Annotated in this window: 19 protein-coding genes; 13 read left to right on the top strand and 6 right to left on the bottom strand. The window is 33.2% G+C overall.

All coding sequences use genetic code 11. The features are described from left to right. The first annotated feature begins 3 nt into the window (after window positions 1-3). Window positions 4-834: a phytanoyl-CoA dioxygenase family protein gene (locus GMA17_RS08990; RefSeq protein ID WP_248395262.1), complete on the top strand. Its 831-nt coding sequence runs from the start codon at window positions 4-6 to the stop codon at window positions 832-834. On the opposite strand, the gene GMA17_RS08985 is transcribed toward GMA17_RS08990, so the two are convergent. Next, a complete protein-coding gene (locus tag GMA17_RS08985) occupies window positions 797-1,966 on the bottom strand; it encodes a glycosyltransferase (RefSeq protein ID WP_248395261.1) in 1,170 nt (389 codons plus the stop codon). The genes GMA17_RS08990 and GMA17_RS08985 overlap by 38 nt on opposite strands. Before the next feature lie 57 nt (window positions 1,967-2,023). On the opposite strand from GMA17_RS08985, the gene GMA17_RS08980 reads away from it, so the two are divergent. Both GMA17_RS08980 and GMA17_RS08975 read left to right on the top strand, forming a co-directional pair. Beyond that, on the top strand, window positions 2,024-3,115 hold the full coding sequence (locus tag GMA17_RS08980) for a glycosyltransferase (RefSeq protein ID WP_248395260.1): 1,092 nt from the start codon (window positions 2,024-2,026) through the stop codon (window positions 3,113-3,115). Beyond that, complete coding sequence (locus GMA17_RS08975) at window positions 3,096-3,506, top strand: FdtA/QdtA family cupin domain-containing protein (protein ID WP_066251022.1); 411 nt, start codon at window positions 3,096-3,098, stop codon at window positions 3,504-3,506. The genes GMA17_RS08980 and GMA17_RS08975 overlap by 20 nt, the downstream gene beginning before the upstream one ends. Here GMA17_RS08975 and GMA17_RS08970 read toward each other — a convergent pair. The 3 genes from GMA17_RS08970 to GMA17_RS08960 all read right to left on the bottom strand — a co-directional run bounded on the left by GMA17_RS08970 (window position 3,489) and on the right by GMA17_RS08960 (window position 6,220). Beyond that, window positions 3,489-4,457, bottom strand: a complete 969-nt coding sequence (locus GMA17_RS08970; RefSeq protein WP_248395259.1) for a glycosyltransferase family A protein — start codon at window positions 4,455-4,457, stop codon at window positions 3,489-3,491. The two genes, GMA17_RS08975 and GMA17_RS08970, sit on opposite strands and share 18 nt — an antisense overlap. Window positions 4,458-4,502: 45 nt before the next feature. Next, window positions 4,503-5,387: a glycosyltransferase family 2 protein gene (locus GMA17_RS08965; protein WP_248395258.1), complete on the bottom strand. Its 885-nt coding sequence runs from the start codon at window positions 5,385-5,387 to the stop codon at window positions 4,503-4,505. A 152-nt stretch (window positions 5,388-5,539) separates the two neighbouring features. Then, window positions 5,540-6,220: a cell division ATP-binding protein FtsE gene (locus GMA17_RS08960; RefSeq protein WP_092209546.1), complete on the bottom strand. Its 681-nt coding sequence runs from the start codon at window positions 6,218-6,220 to the stop codon at window positions 5,540-5,542. Window positions 6,221-6,464: 244 nt separating this feature from the next. On the opposite strand from GMA17_RS08960, the gene GMA17_RS08955 reads away from it, so the two are divergent. The 3 genes from GMA17_RS08955 to GMA17_RS08945 all read left to right on the top strand — a co-directional run bounded on the left by GMA17_RS08955 (window position 6,465) and on the right by GMA17_RS08945 (window position 13,103). Beyond that, a complete protein-coding gene (locus GMA17_RS08955) occupies window positions 6,465-9,497 on the top strand; it encodes a tetratricopeptide repeat protein (protein ID WP_248395257.1) in 3,033 nt (1,010 codons plus the stop codon). Window positions 9,498-9,554: 57 nt separating this feature from the next. Continuing rightward, window positions 9,555-11,309, top strand: a complete 1,755-nt coding sequence (locus GMA17_RS08950) for a TonB-dependent receptor (RefSeq protein WP_248395256.1) — start codon at window positions 9,555-9,557, stop codon at window positions 11,307-11,309. A gap of 174 nt (window positions 11,310-11,483) precedes the next feature. Then, window positions 11,484-13,103 (top strand): amidohydrolase, encoded by a 1,620-nt coding sequence (locus GMA17_RS08945; RefSeq protein ID WP_248395255.1) that lies wholly within the window; start codon window positions 11,484-11,486, stop codon window positions 13,101-13,103. Window positions 13,104-13,225: 122 nt separating this feature from the next. Here GMA17_RS08945 and GMA17_RS08940 read toward each other — a convergent pair whose 3' ends face one another. Next, window positions 13,226-13,930, bottom strand: a complete 705-nt coding sequence (locus GMA17_RS08940) for a bifunctional 2-polyprenyl-6-hydroxyphenol methylase/3-demethylubiquinol 3-O-methyltransferase UbiG (RefSeq protein WP_248395254.1) — start codon at window positions 13,928-13,930, stop codon at window positions 13,226-13,228. A gap of 80 nt (window positions 13,931-14,010) precedes the next feature. Here GMA17_RS08940 and GMA17_RS08935 point away from each other — a divergent pair, with 80 nt between their 5' ends. The 6 genes from GMA17_RS08935 to GMA17_RS08910 all read left to right on the top strand — a co-directional run bounded on the left by GMA17_RS08935 (window position 14,011) and on the right by GMA17_RS08910 (window position 19,184). Further along, on the top strand, window positions 14,011-14,505 hold the full coding sequence (locus tag GMA17_RS08935) for a YkgJ family cysteine cluster protein (protein ID WP_248400637.1): 495 nt from the start codon (window positions 14,011-14,013) through the stop codon (window positions 14,503-14,505). 57 nt (window positions 14,506-14,562) lie between these two features. Beyond that, window positions 14,563-15,399, top strand: a complete 837-nt coding sequence (locus tag GMA17_RS08930) for a thioredoxin domain-containing protein (RefSeq protein ID WP_248395253.1) — start codon at window positions 14,563-14,565, stop codon at window positions 15,397-15,399. An 11-nt stretch (window positions 15,400-15,410) separates the two neighbouring features. After that, window positions 15,411-16,232, top strand: coding sequence for a sterol desaturase family protein (locus tag GMA17_RS08925; RefSeq protein ID WP_248395252.1), 822 nt, complete (start codon window positions 15,411-15,413; stop codon window positions 16,230-16,232). Window positions 16,233-16,346: 114 nt separating this feature from the next. Next, the gene (locus GMA17_RS08920; RefSeq protein ID WP_248395251.1) at window positions 16,347-17,603 is read left to right on the top strand and encodes a porin family protein; all 1,257 of its coding nucleotides are present in this window, start codon (window positions 16,347-16,349) and stop codon (window positions 17,601-17,603) included. 192 nt (window positions 17,604-17,795) lie between these two features. Continuing rightward, on the top strand, window positions 17,796-18,179 hold the full coding sequence (locus GMA17_RS08915) for a hypothetical protein (protein WP_248395250.1): 384 nt from the start codon (window positions 17,796-17,798) through the stop codon (window positions 18,177-18,179). Window positions 18,180-18,395: 216 nt separating this feature from the next. Next, complete coding sequence (locus tag GMA17_RS08910; protein ID WP_248395249.1) at window positions 18,396-19,184, top strand: hypothetical protein; 789 nt, start codon at window positions 18,396-18,398, stop codon at window positions 19,182-19,184. 7 nt (window positions 19,185-19,191) lie between these two features. On the opposite strand, the gene GMA17_RS08905 is transcribed toward GMA17_RS08910, so the two are convergent. Then, on the bottom strand, window positions 19,192-20,457 hold the full coding sequence (locus GMA17_RS08905; protein WP_248395248.1) for an exo-beta-N-acetylmuramidase NamZ domain-containing protein: 1,266 nt from the start codon (window positions 20,455-20,457) through the stop codon (window positions 19,192-19,194). On the opposite strand from GMA17_RS08905, the gene GMA17_RS08900 reads away from it, so the two are divergent. Then, window positions 20,458-21,693 (top strand): ABC transporter permease, encoded by a 1,236-nt coding sequence (locus GMA17_RS08900; RefSeq protein ID WP_248395247.1) that lies wholly within the window; start codon window positions 20,458-20,460, stop codon window positions 21,691-21,693. Window positions 21,694-21,791: the final 98 nt, after the last annotated feature.

Below are 21,791 nucleotides of genomic sequence, written 5' to 3'. Positions count from 1 at the left end.
CCTATGAATACAAAAACCTGTCATATATATATTGATGATAAACCTTATGAGTTTAATGTAAAGGGTGCGTTTTTTTGGGGAAAAGAAGAATTGCTTTATAATAAAACAAATAGTGTTTTATCAAAAATGCCTTGGGAGCATGAAGGGTATAAAGTTGTTGGTGCTTTTATAAATGATGAATTTTCAAGATTGAAAGAATCTCTAACTCAAAACATAATTAAGGCTATAAAAGCAAATAATATTTCGTTGGATGAAAACACCTTTACACTAGCTAAATACCATGAAATAGTAAACACAGATGAATTACACAACCAAGTAATTAACATCACTAGAAATTTAGAAAACGAAGATTTCGACTTTAATATTGATGCGCTAGCAGAACGTTTTGGAGCAATTTTAGGTTATAAATTAACATCATGGGTTGAAGAACTCCAAAAATCGCATATCCAAATCAGGATAAGCAGACCGAATTCTTTAGATATAAATCCACCTCACAGAGATGGTTACTTAAGCTATTGGGAAGATATTATAAATGTATGGATTCCAATTGAAGGCTGTAATGAAAACTCATCCTTACCTGTTTTTCCAGGCAGCCATTTAATTCCAGAGAATAACATTTTAAGAACCGCGAGTAAAGGTGCCGAAATTAATGGTAATATATATTATGTGCCATGTATATTGGAAACCAAAACCGGAACTATTAAAATGACAAGACCAAACCCAAAACCGGGAGACGCTTTAATTTTTACGCCTTTTTTAATTCATGGTGCAGCCGTAAATAATAATAAGGATATAACTAGAGTATCTTTGGAGTTGCGTTTTCCGAGAGTTTAGATTCCCACGTTTCTAAATACAGTTTTGCAACATCAACATAATGATGTTCTTTTTCAATAAAAGCTCGAGCGTTTTTGGAGATTTCTGAAATTTTTTCAGGATGTAATACCAACCATTCTAATTTTTTTGCAATTTTTTCAGCATCAGGTTCCGCATTAATGGCAATCGTATCTGCTTCAATATTATAATAATCTAACCATTCTTGTTCTGCACCTGTAAATACGACTTTACCTTTTGCCATAGCTTCCAACGCATTAAAACCTTGGTCATAAGCAAATACTTGGTCTAATAAAATATGTGCTGTATCAAAAGCTTTTATATACGCATCATAAGGTAAGCTTCTTACGGTTATAATATCAATTTTATCGGCATGGTTTTTCTTTAAAATGTTCAAAGCAGCTTCAAAAATATCATTGCCTTTTTTGTAATAATTCTTTTGATTGATACCATGAAAAATGACAATTTTATCGGTTACTTTTAAATCGATATAATCTAATTTTTCTAAATTTATAGGGTTAGGCATCATGCCCAAATATTTTTTATTTCCTATTAAAGGAATGTGGTAATCCAAATCGCTAGCCAGTACACCTTTAATGTTTTTATACACGTATTCATGCAAGTCTACATAAGGTTTTGTTAGGTGCATGAGCGCATGCCAGAAATCTTTTTTAGAGCCTTTATTCTCAAAATATGGCGTCAATATCGAGTATTTGAATTTTTTTTCAAAAGCATATTTTACGCTCACATAGTCGGTACCACAGGACATTAAAAAAACGTTTTTGTTATTTTCAAAAATGAACTTTAATAAACGTTTTTCTACTTTAGGTGTCGTATTAAAAGCCGCTTCATTTATTAATTGAACAACATCAAAACCTGTTAATTGGTCTTTAAAAGTATCAAACTGCCTATTTACATCCATGGATGTTATATCTAAACCAAATAATCTAAACAATACAGATTTAAGCTTACCAAAAAAACCTTCAGTGTATTTTAAGGTGTATTTTATGTCTACTTTTCTTTTCTTGAAACCATCACCATGTCCAACAACCAATACCTCATGGCCCAGTTTTTCCAAACCTTCTTTTAAAGTATAGTGTGAAGAGTTGTATTCTCCTAATAATAAGATTTTCATTTACTATATTTGATTTCTAAAAACTAATTCTTGCAAAGTAACAATAAAAAGATTTGTTTGGTAGTATCATCCCTTGGAAAAGGTGGTGCGGAACATGCGGCAGCTTTGCAGTCTCACTTGCTATATAGGCTAGGTTATGATGTGCATATTGTTACCATTTTTCCAGATGTATTCTATACCTTTTCGGGAACCTTATTTAATTTAGGGCTTTACAAATCTGATAAGCAATCATCCTTTAACCGGATTTCTAGGCTTTTTAAGTTTAGGAAGTTTTTAAAAACACAGAATTTTGATGTTATTATAGATCATCGTTCGCGTGTACAATCGTATCGGGAATTTATTATTTCCAAATTCATTTATAAAGCACCAACGGTCTATGTTATTCATTCGTTTGAAACCAATATCATGTTTCCAAAGCAGGATTGGTTAAGTAGCTATTTGTATAAGCATGACGTTATGATTGGTGTTTCTGAAGCCATTGCAACTCATTTTAAAAAGAAATATAACTTAAAATATATTGAATGTATTCATAATGCATTTGACTTTCAGAACATTGATAAACGAGCGTCAGAGCCAAATAATGATCCGTTTTTAGAAACCGACTATATTTTATTTTATGGCCGATTAGATGATGATTCTAAAAATCTGAAGTTGCTTATTGAAGCTTTCAAGAAATCGGCATTAGCACGGCAAAACTATAAACTTTTAATTTTAGGAAGCGGTTCAGATAAAGCCATGTTAACGGGTTTTGTAAAAACGCTTAAATTAGAGAAAGATGTCGTGTTTAAACCGCAAACCGACAACCCTTATATATATGCTAAACATGCAAAGTTTACGGTTTTAAGCAGTCGTTATGAAGGGTTTCCGTTGGTATTACCGGAATCCTTATATTTAGAAACACCAGTTATTTCTGTAGATTGCCAATCTGGTCCTAATGAAATTATTCAGAACAAACACAATGGCTTGCTCGTAGAAAATTATAATGCGAATGCTCTGGCAGAAGCCATGAATAGTTTTATATTTGATGAGACACTCTACCAGCAATGCAAATCCAATGCTAAAAGGAGTGTTGAAAAGTTTTCTTTAGAAAATATTAGTGAAGATTGGAAAAAATTAATTGAAAATTTAGATGAAAACAACTATAAATAACGTTTCAATTGTTGAAGTTCCAACGGTTAGTGATACACGTGGAAAACTTGCCGTAATTGAAAAAGACTGTATTCCATTTAATATAAAAAGAGTCTATTATTTATATGATGTACCAAGCGATTCGTATCGTGGTGGTCATGCACATAAAAAACTATATCAAATGCTTGTTGCCTTAAGTGGTAGTTTTGAAGTACACCTAAAAGATGGTGAAAATGAACGTAAAATCACCTTAAATAAACCAGATAAAGGCTTATTAATAGTTCCGGGAATTTGGCGTGAAATTGATAATTTTTCTTCAGGATCGGTCTGCTTGGTTTTAGCTTCAGAAGATTATGATGAAAGCGATTATATTCGAGATTATGAAGCGTTTGAACTATTTAAAAGGCGATAAATTAATTCGCCATTTTCTTAAATTTTTTTGAAGGTATTTTAAAACAATTAAGGTTTGTTGATTCTTCTTTATTAACATACGTTGTTTGCTATTCAAGCTATTGGGGTCAATCTTCTGGAAGTAGGATTCAGCCAAAACATGCTGCCCATTTAAACGGTATTTAATTCCAATTGAAAATCTATTTATATCTAAATACGTTTTTAAAGAAGGGTGGTTTTTGGCAAAACTGTCATACTTATCTAAATCTATAAAGGTGCGTAAATCTGTTTTTGTATTAGAAATTCTATTTTCTGCATGAAGATTATGTATGGCTGTTACGTCATTATTAAAAGCTACAGGATACTTCAAGGCAATACGGATCCATAGATCTGTGTCTTCACCAGCGCCAAATGTAATGCCTTCATCAAAACCCTTTAATTCGAGCAACACACTTTTAGGAACCATGCTGGCAGAAGTCCATGCTATAGCATTGGTTATACTCGATTCAAAATAATCGGGTATAATTCCGTACCAATTTACGTCATTTGGAACCTTATTAAAAGACGCTGGGTACACATGCGATTTTATTTTTTTAGCATAACCTGTGCAATATAAACCACAGTCTGGAAACGCATCTAATAAGTTTTTTAAGTTTTCTAAATGATTTGGAAGCCATGAATCATCGGCGTCTAAAAACACCATATAATCAGTTCTTGCTTTAGAAACACCAAAATTCCTAGCAGCTGATACACCTTGGTTTTTTGTGGTGAAAATAGAGATTTTGTCGTTTTTAATATTTTGAACAACGTCTAAACTGGCATCTGTTGACCCGTCATTAATCACAATAATTTCAAAATTTTGAAAACGTTGATTTAAAACCTGAGCAATGGTGCTTTTTACAAAATTAGCCTTGTTATAAAGCGGAATTATAATTGAAAAAAGTGGGTTTGAAGAAGTTGTTAAATTATTCAAATTGGTGTTAGAATTGAAAGATTAATGGTTCAAGAGGCTGAAAGTCTATTTAAGTCTACAAAAATACCCCAACCTATATAAGTCAAATAAAAACAAACTTGGGTTTTTACTGTTGACCAAATTTGACGTTACAGGTTTATCTAAATATAACATAAATTGACCAAAACAGTTATGAAGTCTTAATTTTTTTAAGATTCTATAGTATTTTAGAAGATTAATTTGATTATTCAAAATAATCATATCGTTGTTCCTAGAATGTAACGTTTGAAGCCCTCGTTTTGTTTTAGCTAAAAAGTTATGATTTTCATCAATACCTAAATGATAAACCTCGTTGTCAATATGTTTTACAGGAATTAATTGTGTTTTCAATGTCATTCCAAAAATGTAATCCATACCATAAGCGTGATTTAAATTTAACGCGTTAATATCCAGAAACATGTTTTTTTTGGTTAGGAAATTTGCAGAACACACCACGCGATATGGTAATTTATTGCGCTTTTGAGCACTTACAACTTCGCGTTTACTGCCAAATTTAAAACGGAGTGAGTTTTCTAATTGGTAATCTTTTTCATTATAGGCAATACCACCAAAAATAATGGGATTTGAGTCACTAATCAAATCCATATATTTTTTTAAAAAATCATCATTTTTCGGCATAACATCAGCATCTAAAAACAAAAGCCAATCGTTATTGGCTTGTTTGGCTAGCAGTTGACGGGTAAGGGTTCTACCGTTGTTTTTTTTACTTACTAAAAAAGTAGCGTTGGGTAAGGTGTTAATCCGTTCATTGGCTGTGTTTAAATCCGAACCAGAACCATCGTCCATACAAATTAATTCGCATGGAATGCCTAAACGACTTGCGTCTTCCATTAGCTTATTGGCTAGCGGATATACATTATAATTATATGTTGGAATTAAAATAGAAAGCATTTGGGCATTTTAGTCAAGGGGTCAAATCTACATAATTAATTGTGGTTATACCGTTTTACAGTAAGTGGAAATGCGACTTTATTTTTGTATAAAACATGATAAAAGGATAGAGGGCATTTATAACTACTAAAATTTTAGAATCTGAAAACAAATTATGCCTTACGTTGCACCACCTCAAAAATCTGATTGTCGTCACATTTTAGGGTTTTACTCGGGTATTTCAATAGTAACGCATAATCGTGAGTTGCCATTAAAATGGTATTACCATTTTTATTAATATCACGTAGTACTTCCATGACTTCCACACTAGTTTGGGGATCTAAATTCCCGGTAGGTTCATCAGCTAAAATAAGTTCCGGATTGTTTAATAGCGCGCGTGCAATAGCCACACGTTGCTGTTCGCCACCGGATAATTCATGAGGGAATTTAAACCCTTTTGTTTTCATGTCAACCTTATCTAAAACCTCCTCTACACGTGTATTCATTTCCTTTTTGTCTTTCCAGCCAGTTGCTTTTAAAACAAATAGTAAATTCTCGTTTACCGTTCTGTCGGTTAATAATTTAAAGTCTTGAAAAACGACACCTAGTTTTCGTCTTAAAAAAGGAATGTCTTTTTCTTTTAAGTTTCGTAAATCGAAATCTACAATACTGCCTTCACCTTTAGTAAGCTGTAAATCACCATACAGCGTTTTCATAAAACTACTTTTGCCAGATCCCGTTTTACCAATTAAATACACAAAATCACCTTTGTTAATTTCCACATTAACATCAGATAAAACTAAACTATCGCCTTGAAATATAGAGGCATCCTTAAGATGAAGTACGTGCTGCATGAATTTAAATAAATTATTTGTATTGTTTTATTACGCCTGACAAAGTACGTAATTATTGGTAAAATGGGAAAGCAGTTGGATAATTTGTTGCATAAATTTCGGCTTTTGGTATTCAAGTTGTAATCTTTGCGGTTTTCTGCTTAACAAGTATTATTTTTATATGTCTGTTTATAATTATAACATATTTCTAACGTTATAAAATACATATTAAATTATCTTTGATTTTAAATCTAAAAACGGTTTCATGTTGAAAAAAACGGTTCTTTTACTCATATTCTTATTAGGAATTCTTCTAAAAAGTCATGCCCAGCAATCCGAGGCTTACACCAATCATTTAGTGGATTATCAAAAAGCACTGACTTTATATAACAATAGTCAATATCAAGCAGCACAATCCTTATTTAAGGAGTTAAAAAAAACAGCAGACAATGATGAAATTATTGCTGATTGCGATTATTACGTGGCTAATTGTGCTGTTCGTTTAAACCAACAAAATGCCGATAAACTTATTGAAGATTTTGTTGAAAATCATCCAACAAGCACCAAGCGAAATTCGGCTTTTTTAGATGTAGCCGACTATTACTTTACTAATGGAAAATATGCGTATGCCAAAAAATGGTATGATCGTGTAGATGAAAATAGTTTGTCTAGAAGCGAACGTGATAAGTTTAGTTTCAATATGGGCTATGTAGCCTTTGCAACCAAGGATTATAAAACGGCTAGAAACTATTTGTCGCGTATTGAAAACTCCAAAGAATATGGCTCTCAAGCTAAATATTACATTGGGTTTATGGCTTACGAAAGTGATGATTATCAGGAAGCAAATACCTATTTTGATCAAGTTAGTGATCAAGAAAAATACAAAGAAAAACTGTCTTATTATCAAGCAGATTTAAATTTTAAATTAGGGAATTTTGACGAAGCTATTAAACTTGCCAAAGCCCAATTGCCAAAAAGCAACCGAGTTGAAATTTCAGAGCTCAATAAAATTATAGGTGAAAGCTATTTCAACCAGCAAAAATATGCGGAAGCCCTTCCTTATTTATCCGAATACCAAGGTAAAAATGGCAAATGGAATAATACGGATTACTATCAATTAGGTTATGCGTATTACAAACAAGGCGATTTTGAAAAAGCTATTTCAGAATTCAATAAAATTATTGACGGTAATAATAGTGTGGCGCAAAATGCCTATTACCATTTAGGAGAAAGCTATATCAAATTAAATAAAAAACAAGAGGCTTTAAATGCGTTCCGAAATGCATCACAAATGGATTTCGATTTAAAGATTCAAGAAGATGCTTGGTTGAACTATGCCAAAATTAGTTACGAAATTGGTAATCCCTATCAATCCGTTCCGCAGGTGTTGACAACCTATTTGGAAACCTATCCAAATTCAACCTATAAAGAGGAAATTGAATTGCTTTTAATTGATTCTTATATCACCTCCAAAAATTATCAAGAAGCTTTAAAGTTATTAGAAGGGAAACGCAGTTTTGCCAGTAAGGAAGCCTATCAGAAAGTGACTTTTTATCGTGGATTGGAATTGTACAATGAAGGGAATTATCAAGAAGCAAAAGCACTTTTTAATAAATCTATTAAAGAAGCTATCAACGAAACATACACCACGCGTGCGACCTTTTGGAAAGCAGAAACCGACTATAATTTAACGAATTACGATGATGCTTTAATTGGTTTCAAACAATTTCAACAATCCAATACGGCAGCGACAACGCCCGAATATAAAAACAGTGATTATAACATAGCTTATACCTATTTCAAGCAAAAGAACTACACAAAATCCAGCGAGTTTTTTAATAAGTTTCTCCAAGGAACTGATTTAGATCCCGTGCGTTTAAACGATACGTATTTACGTTTGGGTGATGCGCATTTTGTGTCTAGTAATTATAGTGCTGCTATTGCTGCCTATGATAAAGCTGTAAAAATGAATAAGGTGGATGCCGATTATGCCTTTTTCCAAAAAACATTAAGTGAAGGTTATGAAGGTAAATCTTCCCATAAAATAAGTGGTTTAGAAGAATTTATTCAGATATATCCAAACTCTACACTTCGGGATGATGCCATGTACGAGCTTGGTAATTCCTATATCAAAGCTAATCAAACGGTGGAAGCCATGAAAATGTACGATCGTTTGGCTCGTGAAAATCCGAGAAGCACCTTCGTGCCTAAAGCCTTATTGCGTCAAGGTTTAGTGCATTATAATGCCAGTAGAAATAACGAAGCACTCGATAAATTTAAAACTGTAGCAACCAATTATCCAAATACAGCTGAAGCCAATCAAGCGGTTTCAACCGTCAGATTAATTTATATTGATTTAGGTCGCGTCAACGAATATGCAGCTTGGGTACAAACGCTAGATTATGTAGCTGTTTCTGATGCCGATTTAGATAATGCCACGTACGAGTCTGCCGAAAAGAAATATTTAGATAACAAAACGGACGATGCCATTAAGCAATTTAATGGGTATTTAAATCAGTTTCCAAAGGGACTTCATAATTTGAAAGCGCATTTTTATGTTGCACAGTTATACTTTAAAACCGATTTAAAAGAAAATGCGGCGCCACATTACCAAGTGGTTATTAGTGCAACGCCAAGTGAGTTTACAGAGGAAGCTTTATCTAGATTATCACAAATTCATTTAGATTCTAAAAATTGGTCAGCTGCCATTCCTGTGCTGAAGCGTTTGGAAACCGAAGCCCGTTTTCCACAGAATGTCGTGTATGCGCAATCCAATTTAATGAAAGCCAATTATCAATTAAATAAATATAATGACGCCGTTGGGTATGCTGAAAAGGTGTTGCAGCAATCAAAAATTGATAATAGAATTACCAGTGATGCTTATGTTATTATTGCACGTTCTGCCATGAAAACAAACGATGAAACACGTGCTAAAACGGCTTATGCCGAAGTAGAAAAAACAGCATCTGGAGAAACAGCCGCGGAAGCATTTTATTTCAAAGCGTATTTTGAAAATAAAGCGGGAAATCATGAAGCGTCTAATATTACGGTTCAAAAATTAGCCAAGGATTTTTCAGGTTATAAAAAGTATAGTGCCAAAGGTTTGGTGCTTATGGCTAAAAATTATTATGCCTTAAATGATGCCTTTCAAGCCACCTATATTTTAGAAAGCGTTATTGAAAATTTCAAAGACTATGACGATGTGGTTACGGAAGCTCAAAATGAATTAACCAAAATTAAATCAGAGCAAGCCAAAACAAACGCATCCGTACAAGAACAAGATCCAGCAGGAAACTAATTGGATATAATTATTATGACAACACAGCAGCAATTTCAGCAATCAAAAAATAAATCTATGCGCAAGCACATTCATATAGTATTTACGAGTTTATTTCTTATTATATCGGTTTTTTCGTGGGCACAAGAACGCGATAAAGATACGTTGGACACCAACGTTATTAATGTGGTAAAACCATATACGCCTTCCATTTCAGATGCGTTTAAGGTAAAAGAAACACCATCATTAGATGATGATGTTACAGCAACTAAAAAAGATATAGACTATAATATTTTTTCAATTCCAGTCGCGTCTACATTTACGCCTGCAAAAGGGAAAGCGGCCGTTTTAGATAAGCAAAAGGCACCTAAATTGTATGATAATTATGCGTCTTTAGGTTTTGGTAGTTATACGAGTATTTTGGGTGAAGTTTATTTAAACCATGCTATTAGTAGAACAGAAAATGTAGGTGGTTACTTTAGTCATCACTCATCGCAAGGTGGTCTGGATGAGGTGTTGTTAGATGATAATTTTTATAATACCAAAATGCAAGCAACATACGGTCAAAACAATCGCGATATGTCTTGGAATGTCAACCTTGGCGGTGTGCACCAAATATATAATTGGTACGGCATGGATCAACCGCGTTTTACCGAAGCAGATGCGCAAGGAATAGACGCTGGACATACATTTTATGGTATTCATGTGGGTGGTGATATAGCTTTTGAAGACACCTATATTGATAAAGGAACCGTGCTTTTTAGACATTTTGGAGACGATAATGGATCAGGAGAAAATCATTTCAATGCGAAAATAAGTTCTGATATTGAAATTAGTAATTTCGAAATAAATACGGCCTTAACTATCGATTATCTTGGTGGTAGTTTCGATAGAAACTACATAACCAATGACGAACTGAAATATGGAAATTTCAACATTGGTTTAGCACCAACCTATCAATTAATTCAAGAGGATTTAACTTTAGATCTAGGTGTAACCTTGGTGTATTTAAATGATACGCAAGCTGGAGATAACAAATTCTATATTTACCCAAATATTTCTGCTTCCTATCGTGTGGTAGATGAATTGGTTATTGCTTATGGTGGTATTAAAGGTGGCTTAATTCAGAATACCTATTACAGCTTTGCACAGGATAACCCATTTGTTTCGCCAACTTTAAGTATTATTCCAACAGATCAGCAATATCATGCTTTTGTTGGACTTAAAGGAAAAATATCCAATAGTATGGGGTATAATCTTAAAGGTGCTTACATAGCTGAAAATGATAAAGCTTTATTCCGAAACAATTTAATTCCTTTTGGTTTCGATTTAAATGAAACCTATCAATACGGGAATTCGTTTGGCGTTGTTTATGATAATGTATCAACCTTTTCATTTGGTGGCGAATTGAATGTGGATGTGAATCGTAATTTCACATTAGGTCTGGCAGCCGATTATTTTATTTATGATACTAAATATGAAGCGGAAGCTTGGAATCTCCCTAATATCAAAGCCTCGTTGTTTGTGGATTATCAAATTAGCGATAAATGGTTTGCAGGTGCGAGTCTGTTTTATGAAGGTGAACGCGAGTCATTATCAGGTTTTCAAACCATTGATAATCCGTTATTTCCTTCATTGTTAAACCCAACACAACAAGTAACATTGGATGGCTTTTTTGATGCCAATGCACATGTAGGTTACCATATAAACGACCGATTATCGGTTTATGCCAAAGCAAATAATATGGCTAGCCAGAATTATGAACGTTGGTTAAATTATCCAGTACAAGGCTTTCAGGCTTTAGCTGGTGCGACTTATAAATTCGACTTCTAAAAGATAAAGATAGAATATCATTGCGAGGCGGTAACGACGTGGCAATCTCATTAATTTCATCTAAATTTTTATAAAAGCGTTCAAATTTGAACGCTTTTACTATTTTTACAAAACGTTCTTTTGCGTATTCCTACTATAAAGCAGAACGCATTGAAAACTATTTATAAAATGAATATGAAAAAACTTCTAACCCTAGCCATTTTAGCAACCGTATTGTCTTGTCAAAAAGAAAAAACGCCAGTTGATGCTATTGTAATCAACGGAAACATCTACACGGTAAACGGTAATTTTGATAAAGCTGAAGCCTTCGCCATAAAAGATGGCAAGTTTTTAGAAATTGCCTCTTCAAAAATACTTCAAGAAAAATACGTAGCAGATACTATTATTGATGCCCAAGGCAAAACTATTGTGCCAGGCTTCATTGATGCGCACGCACATTTTGAAGGTTTAGGTAATAATTTATTAAGTGTGGATTTAATGGGGACGGATAGTTTTGATGAAGTTTTAAAGCGTGTTTTAGATTTTCAGAACGAGAATCAACTTGGCGTTATTTATGCCAGAGGTTGGGATCAAAATGATTGGGAAGAAAAAGAATTTCCTAATAACGCTTTACTCAATCAGCTTTTCCCGGATACACCTATTGCTTTAGGTCGTGTGGATGGTCATGCTACTTTGTTTAATCAAGCTGCATTAGATTTAGGAAATGTAACGGAAACCAGTCAGATTGATGGTGGCGATTTCATTAAAAAGGACGGTAAATTAACGGGTGTTTTAGTAGATCGTGCTCAAAATCTTGTTTTTAATAACTGGCCGGTAGCCTCAAAAAGTCAACGTGTCAAAGCGCTTTTAGCCGCACAAGAAGACTGTTTTAAATATGGTTTAACCACTATTGATGATGCCGGCGTGTCGGCTGATGCCATTGAAATAATGGACAGTTTGTATGAGACGGGCGATTTAAAAATTCGTTTATACGTTATGGCAAGTGGTACGGAAGATCAGTTAGATTACTACTTACAAAACGGCATTGTAAAAACGGACCGTTTGCATATTCGCTCGTTTAAAATCTCGTCTGATGGCGCGCTTGGATCGCGTGGGGCTTTATTGCGTGAGCCGTATTCCGATGTACATACTGTTTACGGTTTACCGGTTACGAGTTTAGATTATTTAGAAAAAGCAGCAACACGAATTGCGAATTCAGAATTCCAATTGAATACACATGCTATTGGTGATTCTGCCAATCATGCCGTTTTAAATATTTATAAAAAAGCACTCAAGGGCAAAAATGATAGACGTTGGCGTATTGAACATGCACAAATTGTTTCACCGGAAGATTTTGAAAAATTTGATGACATTATGCCATCCATACAACCTACACATGCAACTAGCGATATGTATTGGGCTGAAGATAGGATAGGAGCTGAACGTATTAAAGGTGCTTATGCTTATAAAAAGTTATTAGATACATACGGGAAAGTAGCACTAGGAACCGATTTTCCTGTGGAAAAAGTAAGTCCATTTTTAACCTTTTATGCCGCTGTTGCCAGACAGGATTTAAAGGAATTTCCTAAAGATGGTTTTCAAATGGAAAATGCCTTATCACGTGAAGAGACTTTGCGTGGTATGACCATTTGGGCAGCTTATTCTAATTTTGAAGAAAACGAAAAGGGGAGTATAGAAGCAGGTAAGTTTGCCGATTTTATTATGCTAGATCGTGATATTATGAATGTTGATATTCAGCAAGTTCCTGAAACTAAAGTGGAACAAACCTATTTGGGAGGAGTTCAAGTTTATTAGTATTTAGGCATTAGTAGGGATTGGAGATTAATGATTAATGATTGTTGAAATTGGGAAAACCTTAAACCAAAAACCGTGAACCTAGAGCACTGAACTTTAAACCTTGAAATTTAAACCTTGAACTAGTAATATAATCGTGCCAAATAATCATAATGCGCACCTTCTAGTATCTTCTCACATTTTAATCCAACCGTTTGGCACGCAAGATTCAAGGTTTCAAAATCTAGATATAACCATTTCATAGGGATTTCATCTTCACCTTTATAACTTAAATAGTAGTCCAATTCGCCATGATAATTGGCTTGGGTATCAGTCCATAAACCGCCATCTTCATCTTCGTACATGTATTTTATATCTGAAGAATCTATTAGAACCTGACCACCAGGATTCAACAACAATTTTAAATGGTTTAAGTAGGTGCTGACTTCAGATAACTCTTGAAATATTCCTGTACCATTCATCAGTAATAAAATGGTGTCAAAAGTTTCGGTTTCATCTAAAAGGGCTTTTAATTCAGCGTTTTTTACACCACGTTCTGTAGCCACATCAATAGCACCTTCCGAAACATCAATGGCTTTAACGGAAAAACCTTCTTCTTGTAAATATAAACTATGACTCCCTGCACCACACCCAACATCTAAAATTTTCCCTTTTGCTAACTGTAAAGCTTTCTGTTCAAGCATGGGCATGTCCTTAAACGCTCTAAATAAATAAGGAATAGGTAACTCATCGTCTTCAGAAATATTTGTAGAAGTAATTAAATCTTCCGTATAATTTCCCGATTGATAATCCAATAATGCTTTTCCGAATATGTCTTTTAATTCCAAAGTTTGCTATTTAAAGTTTATTGTTAAGATGGTTTTCCTAGTTTTGTAATGATTTGAATCTCAAACCAGAAAATTTGAACCTGAAAGCCAAAATAGAAAGCCTTCCAAAACTTGCCAAAGATAAGCATAAGGAGAGTAAAGATTTCTTTAAAAAATTAAAAAAGAAACCACCCAAGCAATTGGATTATATCATGCAAGAACTTCATGAAGCTGAATTTCAACGTACAGATTGTTTGGATTGCGCTAATTGCTGTAAAACAACGGGTCCATTGTTCACGAATAAAGATGTAGAGCGCATTTCAAAGCATTTTAAAATGAAGCCTCAACCGTTTATAGATCAGTTTTTACGGATTGATGAAGATAATGATTATGTATTGCAATCTGTACCCTGTACCTTTTTAGGTGCCGATAATTATTGCAGTATTTATGAGGTTAGACCAAAAGCCTGTAGCGAATTCCCACATACGGATAGAAAGAAATTTCAACAAATAGCTAATCTTACCATGAAAAATGTAGAAATCTGCCCTGCAGCTTTTAATATTGTGGAGGAAATGAAAAAGCGGATTAAATTATAAATTGAACTTTTAGTATCTTTAAACTCGAAATTAATACACATGCTTAAATACAAAATTATGAAAAAATGGTACGTTAGTTTATTAATACTCTTAATGGCTTTTACAACTTATGCCGAAGCTAACTGGTTAACCTCTTTAGAAGATGCTCAAAAAATAGCACTTAGTTCAAATAAATTGATATTAGTAGATTTTTGGGCAACATGGTGTGGGCCTTGTAAGCGCATGGATTCTGAATCCTGGAGCAAAGAAGATGTACAAGTATTAATGAAAAATTATGTTCCGGTTAAAATAGATATTGATAGAAATAGAGGTATTGCTCAAAAATATGGAGTACAAGGTATTCCATATATCTTTATATTAGATGGGAACGGGAAAGTTTTGTATCAACAAATGAGTTATAAATCGAAAAGAGAACTTATAGATTTATTAAAAAAATATGCCTTAGACACAAACTTTTTAAGTTCAGATTTAATCAATTATTTTAAAAAAGCAAACTTTACAACTGCTTTTAGGTTAGGTATTAAATATCAGGATTATAGTTTATTTATGGGCGATTCTATAAAAAATGACGTTTTAAATGTTGCTGAAAAGTATTTTGACGATGCTAGAGATTTTTTGAAATCCAGCGATCTAAAAAATAAAAAGCTATTTGAACAAAAGCTAGACTTATTTGAAATTCAAGAGTATCTAATTGTAAACAAACCTGAAAAAGTCTTAAAAAAATTAGAAAGAATGAATGCTAAAGACATCCACAAGGGCAATACAGGTTTTTATAATTTTTTACGATACGTGTCTTATTTACAATTGGAAGATGAGACTAATATTTTGAAATTACAAAGTGAAATGTCCGAGGCTCATAAGAAAAAAGCCAAACTATTTATAAAACCCATTTAAAAATCAGTTTTTTGGAAGCAATTATCACTTATTTTGAAACCATTCCCACATTACACCGAAGTATTTTATTAGTAGGTGGTATTATGTTTTTTTGGTTTTTAGAAGGTGCCTTACCTTTATTTCAGTTTAGTTACAAGAAATGGAAGCACGCTTGGCCAAATTTGTTTTTCACCTTAACAACCATCATTATTAATTTTGGATTGGCCTTTTTATTACTTAAGTCCACGGATTGGGTAGCAGCCAATAATTTCGGTATTATTAATTGGTTACCCGAAATGCCTTTAGGTTTATATGCGCTTTTGGGAGTGTTACTACTGGACTTTTTTGGCGCTTATTTAGCACATTTTGTAGAACATAAAGTCAAACCACTTTGGATGGTTCATTTGGTGCATCACACCGATCATCATGTAGATACAACTACAGGAAACAGACACCATCCTATAGAGAGTGTCATTCGGTTTTCTTTTACCATTTTGGGTGTGTTTATTGTGGGAACACCTATAGCTATTGTTTTTCTATACCAATCTTTATCCGTCATTTTTACGCAATTAACACATGCTAACATAAGAATGCCTAGAAAGCTTGATAAGTTAATGAGTTATGTGTTTGTCTCACCTGATATGCATAAAGTCCATCACCATTATGTTCTGCCTTATACAGATTCTAATTACGGAAATATATTTTCTATTTGGGATAGACTCTTTGGAACCTATATGGAACTAGATCGGGATAATATTGTTTATGGTGTAGATGTGTTTCCAGACGAAGTTGCTAATGGTAAAATTGGTGAGTTATTAAAGCAGCCTTTTAAGAAATATCAAAAACCTTTATAATAGATTATCAAAAGGTGGTTTTGGGTTTGCGCCCTTCTTGAATTAATGATTTTTTTGTAGGATATTACTTTAATTATCGATAATATTATACACTTAAAATAACTTAATTAAAATATGAAACACTTTTTAGTCCTTTTGTTTTTGACTTCTTTTTTAAACACCGTAGCGCAATCAAATTATATTCCAGGTAAGATAACGACCAAAGATAATAAAGTAATTCAGGGTTTAATCGATTATCAAAATTGGAAAAAAACACCGAACCTTATTAAATTTAAAAATGCTAGTTCTGAAAATTTATTTTCACCTGAAGACATAATGGCTTTTGAAATAGAAAATGACAAATACGTTAGTAAATTGGTAAATTTAGATGTAACAGAACAGCGTTTAGATTATATGACAAAAGATCAAGAAGTTAAATTTCAAGAAAAACAGGTGTTTCTGAATGTATTGGTCACTGGTAATGCTAACCTTTACGAGTTTTATGATGGTAGATCACATTTTTTTGTAGAAAAGAATAATGAAGTTAATGAACTAATTAATCGAACCTCTTTGGTTGGATCAGATATCAGTAATACTTTAATCGGCACAGATACTTATGTAAGAACTTCAAAAAATTATATAGGACAATTAAATTATGTGATGAACGATTGTGATGCTATTTCAGACCTTAAAAATTTGGATTACACAAGAAAGTCATTATCTAAAATTTTTCAGCAGTACAATTCTTGTGAAGATATAGTGTCTGAAGATCAAATATATGTTAAGGAAACGGAAAAAGTTAGAAGTGCCTTTTATATTACAGCCGGTTATGCGTTTTCTAGCTATCGTATAGATTCACCTGTATTATACGTAAAAGATTTTAATGGTGGCAGCTATAGCACTCCAAGTTTTGGTATTGCATATGATGTAGATTTATCTAAAAATTTGGGAAAATGGTCAATGAAAGGAGAAATTCTATATTCTTTTTATGACAATGAATTTAAGCCTAAAGAAAACAATCCTAATATAAAAGAGAGTACCTTTTATTTCAAAAATAGTACTGTAGCATTAGATGTATTGCTCAAGTATAGTTTCAAAAAAGAAAATCGTAAAGTAATACCGTTTATAAATATTGGTCTAGGGTACAATTTTATTGTAAGCGATGATAACTATATTGAGTATTTGAGAGTTGGAAACATCTCTGGTAATAAAGAGATCTTAGATTTCGATGTAGATAAAGGACATTTTTCCTTTTTAGGTGGTGCCGGAGTAGATTACGGTAGGTTTAGTGGTGAGCTAAGAATTATGGTTACAAATAAAGTAATTACTGAATATGGTGGTTCTAATTCAATTTTTAACGTCGGCGTTGTCGTTGGCTACCAAGTATTTTAGTTTATCGTTTAAAAAATGTGAAAACCTTTGAGCGCTTAACCTCAAAGGTTTTTTAATTTTAAAAGAGTTTTATTCGGTTTACCTGCTGTTTGTGGGTGTTATGATTCGCAATGACATATCTTTGCTTAGATTTATATCGAGAGATTAATGTGCTGTCGTTGTGTTGGTTATAAGCAAAACACAATGATTTTTATGAACACTTACGTTTTCCCTTTTTTCCTATTTGCCTTTTTATTCAGTAATCAGTTTGCCAATTCGCAAACCAGCTACATGGCTAAAATTGAGAAAAACACGAACTTATATGCAAACACCTTACTGCACGAATTAAATGCAACCAAGGATACCCTACTATTAAAAAGTCCTACAAAAATTAGTCATATTTATTCTATTAATATGGCATATAAGCGTGAAATAGATCTGTATATAGATGCTAAAAATTTTCAGATACCGTTACAAAATTTATCTAAAGGAAAACATGTACTCGTTGTTTCGCAATCCGCTAAAAAAATAGTTTTTGTTATTTATATAATCGATGCTTTTACTAAAATTGAGCGTACAAAACTTTCTTATAAATAAAGTTGTTAGTATTAAAGCTGTAACAATAACAGCAACATATCTTACTGTCTGTTTGTCGATTATTTCTTCATTCACCTTCTGTTAGTCTATTAAATATAAAGACTGAACGAATAAACATCTCAATATTTGAAGTATTTGCCTTGACCTCATACTTTTACAGTATTAAATATCTGATTAATAGCCTATAACAGATTGTTTAATTTAAATATATTCGTCATGAAACTACTACGTATAGTGATGTTTATGATTTTAGTTACTAGTTGCCATTTTGTTTCCCTCGCACAAAGTAATATTTACTCTACTATAACAAGAAACATAAATACCAAAGCAGCCAGTTTGGCTCATAATTTGAATGCAACAGGTGATACTTTGCTTCTAAAAAGTGAATATCCACTTTCCAAAATTGAAATAATTAGCGATTCGGGTGTGCAGGTTATGCCGCTTGGTGGCAACAAAAAGGAGGTAAACGTCCCATTGAGTTTTTTAGAGGTTGGTAACTATACGCTTTCTGTATTATTTATAGAAGGTAAAGATGATACCTATATTTACAGTAAAACCGTGGTTTTTAAAATTGCAAGATTGCTGCCTATCATGGAGTTTACTGCGCCTAATACACGATTAGCAACAACTACGAACATGGATAAGGACATTGTTTTAAAAACGTCTGAAGTAAACGATTCAGAAGTTCGTGAAATAGTCAAATCGGAAAAGCAGATTAAACCGTCTCGTGATACAAAAGGACTATTAATAAATAATGAAGCATTAAAGCAATTTTATCCGCCAAGCGAAACGGCTTTAAAGAATAAAAAATTTACCACTAAAAACAAAGCTGTAGCGACTTCCAAAACCACTAAAATTAGTAAAGGTGAAAGTGAAGGAACAATTTTTGTTCCTTATAGTTTGTCTGATCCAAGGCGTTTAAGTAATGATAAACGCTATGTCATTCAAACACGAGCAGAATACAGAGCCGCGAATTTAAGACCGAACGGAAAACCGTACGATTAGCCGTATGTTATCTATAAATTAAATATGCTTGTCTCATGCTATCATAGGTTTGCAAATCACGAACCCAGGTTTTTTTAATTTCGTAGGCGGTATGACTACTTTCAATTTGTTTTTGCAACCTGTCTGTTCCTGCTAATTTGATAAAAAAGTTATTAAAAAAGGTTGCTTTGTCCGATGTTGCTTGATAGGCTTCAATCAAATAATTTAAATCCAGTCGGTTTAGTTGTTGCGCGTCACTTAAATCTAAACCATAACAAACTTTTCCTTCATGTTTTGGATATTTAGAACCTTCATTTGGTTTTGGAGTAAATTCAAAATTATAATTGAACATCGCTTTATCTAGAAAAGGACTCCCAAATATTTGAAACTGTTTTTGTGTTCCACGTCCAGCACTAACATTGGTGCCTTCAAAAAAACACAAACTCGGATACAGATTTATAGCCACATCGTTCGGTAAATTGGGCGATGGTTTAATTGGTAAACTATAAGCTGTTTGGTGCGTATAATTTTTTACAGGAATAACCGTGAGTATGCAATTAACGTTGTTTTTCAACCACTTTTCGCCATTTATCATTTGGGCATATTCGCCAATAGTCATACCATGAACCACAGGCACTGGATGCATGCCAACAAAACTTTTATGAGCCATTTCTAAAACAGGACCATCTATATAATGACCGTTTGGATTGGGTCTGTCTAAAATTAAGAGTGGAATATTTTGTTCTGCACAAGCTTCCATAACATAATGTAATGAGGAAATGTAAGTGTAAAAACGGGCACCAACATCTTGAATATCAAAAATTACATAATCAATATCAGCCAATTGTTCAGGTTTTGGTTTTTTATTGTCACCATACAGCGAAATTATAGGCAAGCCGGTTTTAGTGTCTATTCCATCTTTAACTACTTCGCCAGCATCAGCAGTTCCGCGAAAACCATGTTCTGGCGCAAATACTTTTTTTATATTGAGGTTTAATGCGACTAATGAATCTACCAAATGCGTGTAGCTTGTATGTCCCGAGTTTTTAAATATAACCGAAGTCTGATTGGCAACAATACCAATTTGTTTTCCTTTTAATAAGGGTAAATACGCATCTGTTTGATTAGCACCAATCACTAAATCTTTTTTCGTTTCAGGATTAGAATGTGCTGAATTTTGAAGCATATTTGTTTTTTCAACTGATTCCGTTTGTGAAAAGTTTCCACAAGAAATCAGTACCATAACAAATAATAAAACTGTATTTTTGAATCGATTTAAAAGTAATTGCATCATTTGAATTTCGAATATTTTATAGCAAAACGCATTATTGATAGTAAAGCGTATAAAAGTAGCGTTTCGGCACCAATAATAAAAATTGGTATCGCTGCAATTGCCATTGGTATTATTGTCATGATGATTTCCATTGCTACTGGAATTGGGCTTCAACAAAAAATTCGTGAAAAAGTAGTTGCTTTTAATGGTGAATTAATGATTTCCAAGTTTGGCAATAATAATTCGCAAGAGAGTGATGGATCACTTTCATTAGATCAAGATTTTTATCCTGAATTCAACGCGGTTGAAGGTGTTGAACATATCCAAGGTGTGGCAACAAAATTTGGAATTATTAGAACCGAAACCGATTTTGAAGCTATAATTGTAAAAGGTGTTGGTACGGATTATAAATGGGATTATTTTCAAGAATATCTAGTTAAAGGGAAACTTCCAGAATATACAGATGCCTATAGTCAGGATGTTTTAATCTCCGAATTCACCGCCAATCGGTTACATGTAACGGTTGGAGATACCATTCAAACCTATTTTGTAAATAAAGATTTCAACCAAAAAGTACGCATTATTCCTTATGAAATTGTGGGTATTTATAATTCCGGATTTCAGGAATTTGACAAAACTTATCTCATTTCGCATATCAAACATTTACAACGTATTAATAAATGGGAAAAAAATCACGTTGGTCATTTTGAGCTTTTTGTGGATGATTATTCGCAATTAGATGCTATTCGGGAGCAAGTATATCAAAACACACCATCTGAATTTAATACCGTTACGGTGGAGAAAAAATTCGATTCCATTTTTGAGTGGATAAGTATTTTTGTAAAAAACATTTATGGCATTATTGGCATTATGGTTCTGGTAGCGGGATTTAATATGGTTACCGCATTACTCGTTTTAATTTTAGAACGCACGCAAATGATTGGTATTTTAAAAGCGTTGGGAAGTAATAACTGGACCATCCGAAAAATATTCTTGTACAACGCATCCTATTTAATAGTTTTAGGATTAATCTGGGGAAACCTCATTGGTTTAGGCATTCTATTGGCGCAAAAATATTTTAAAATTTTCCCTTTAGACCCAAATGTGTACTACGTAAGTGAAGCACCTGTTTATTTAAGCATCACCTATATTGCCGCTTTAAATATTGGTACGTTTATTCTGTGTTTACTAATGTTGTTGATTCCTTCTTATATCATCACAAAAATTTCGCCAGTTAAAGCTATTCGGTTTGAGTAATGTTCAGATTACAGTTTGCGGTACTCAATCGCAGTTTACAGTTTTCAGTCATAGTTGCAGTTTATCAGGTTATCATTAAATAATTTCGACGTAAACTC

Source organism: Bizionia sp. M204 (genome assembly GCF_023205095.1).
In the GTDB taxonomy this organism is placed as follows: domain Bacteria; phylum Bacteroidota; class Bacteroidia; order Flavobacteriales; family Flavobacteriaceae; genus Algorimicrobium; species Algorimicrobium hallyeonense.
Note: the sequence above shows the minus strand (reverse complement) of the source record. Positions and strands in the feature narration are given on the sequence as shown.

Coding starts and splice junctions, on each gene's coding strand:
- GMA17_RS08990 (WP_248395262.1), top strand. CDS start 4: ATGAATACAAAAACCTGTCATATATATATTGATGATAAACCTTATGAG.
- GMA17_RS08985 (WP_248395261.1), bottom strand. CDS start 1,966: ATGAAAATCTTATTATTAGGAGAATACAACTCTTCACACTATACTTTA.
- GMA17_RS08975 (WP_066251022.1), top strand. CDS start 3,096: ATGAAAACAACTATAAATAACGTTTCAATTGTTGAAGTTCCAACGGTT.
- GMA17_RS08965 (WP_248395258.1), bottom strand. CDS start 5,387: ATGCTTTCTATTTTAATTCCAACATATAATTATAATGTATATCCGCTA.
- GMA17_RS08960 (WP_092209546.1), bottom strand. CDS start 6,220: ATGCAGCACGTACTTCATCTTAAGGATGCCTCTATATTTCAAGGCGAT.
- GMA17_RS08955 (WP_248395257.1), top strand. CDS start 6,465: ATGTTGAAAAAAACGGTTCTTTTACTCATATTCTTATTAGGAATTCTT.
- GMA17_RS08950 (WP_248395256.1), top strand. CDS start 9,555: ATGCGCAAGCACATTCATATAGTATTTACGAGTTTATTTCTTATTATA.
- GMA17_RS08945 (WP_248395255.1), top strand. CDS start 11,484: ATGAAAAAACTTCTAACCCTAGCCATTTTAGCAACCGTATTGTCTTGT.
- GMA17_RS08930 (WP_248395253.1), top strand. CDS start 14,563: ATGAAAAAATGGTACGTTAGTTTATTAATACTCTTAATGGCTTTTACA.
- GMA17_RS08920 (WP_248395251.1), top strand. CDS start 16,347: ATGAAACACTTTTTAGTCCTTTTGTTTTTGACTTCTTTTTTAAACACC.
- GMA17_RS08915 (WP_248395250.1), top strand. CDS start 17,796: ATGAACACTTACGTTTTCCCTTTTTTCCTATTTGCCTTTTTATTCAGT.
- GMA17_RS08910 (WP_248395249.1), top strand. CDS start 18,396: ATGAAACTACTACGTATAGTGATGTTTATGATTTTAGTTACTAGTTGC.
- GMA17_RS08905 (WP_248395248.1), bottom strand. CDS start 20,457: ATGATGCAATTACTTTTAAATCGATTCAAAAATACAGTTTTATTATTT.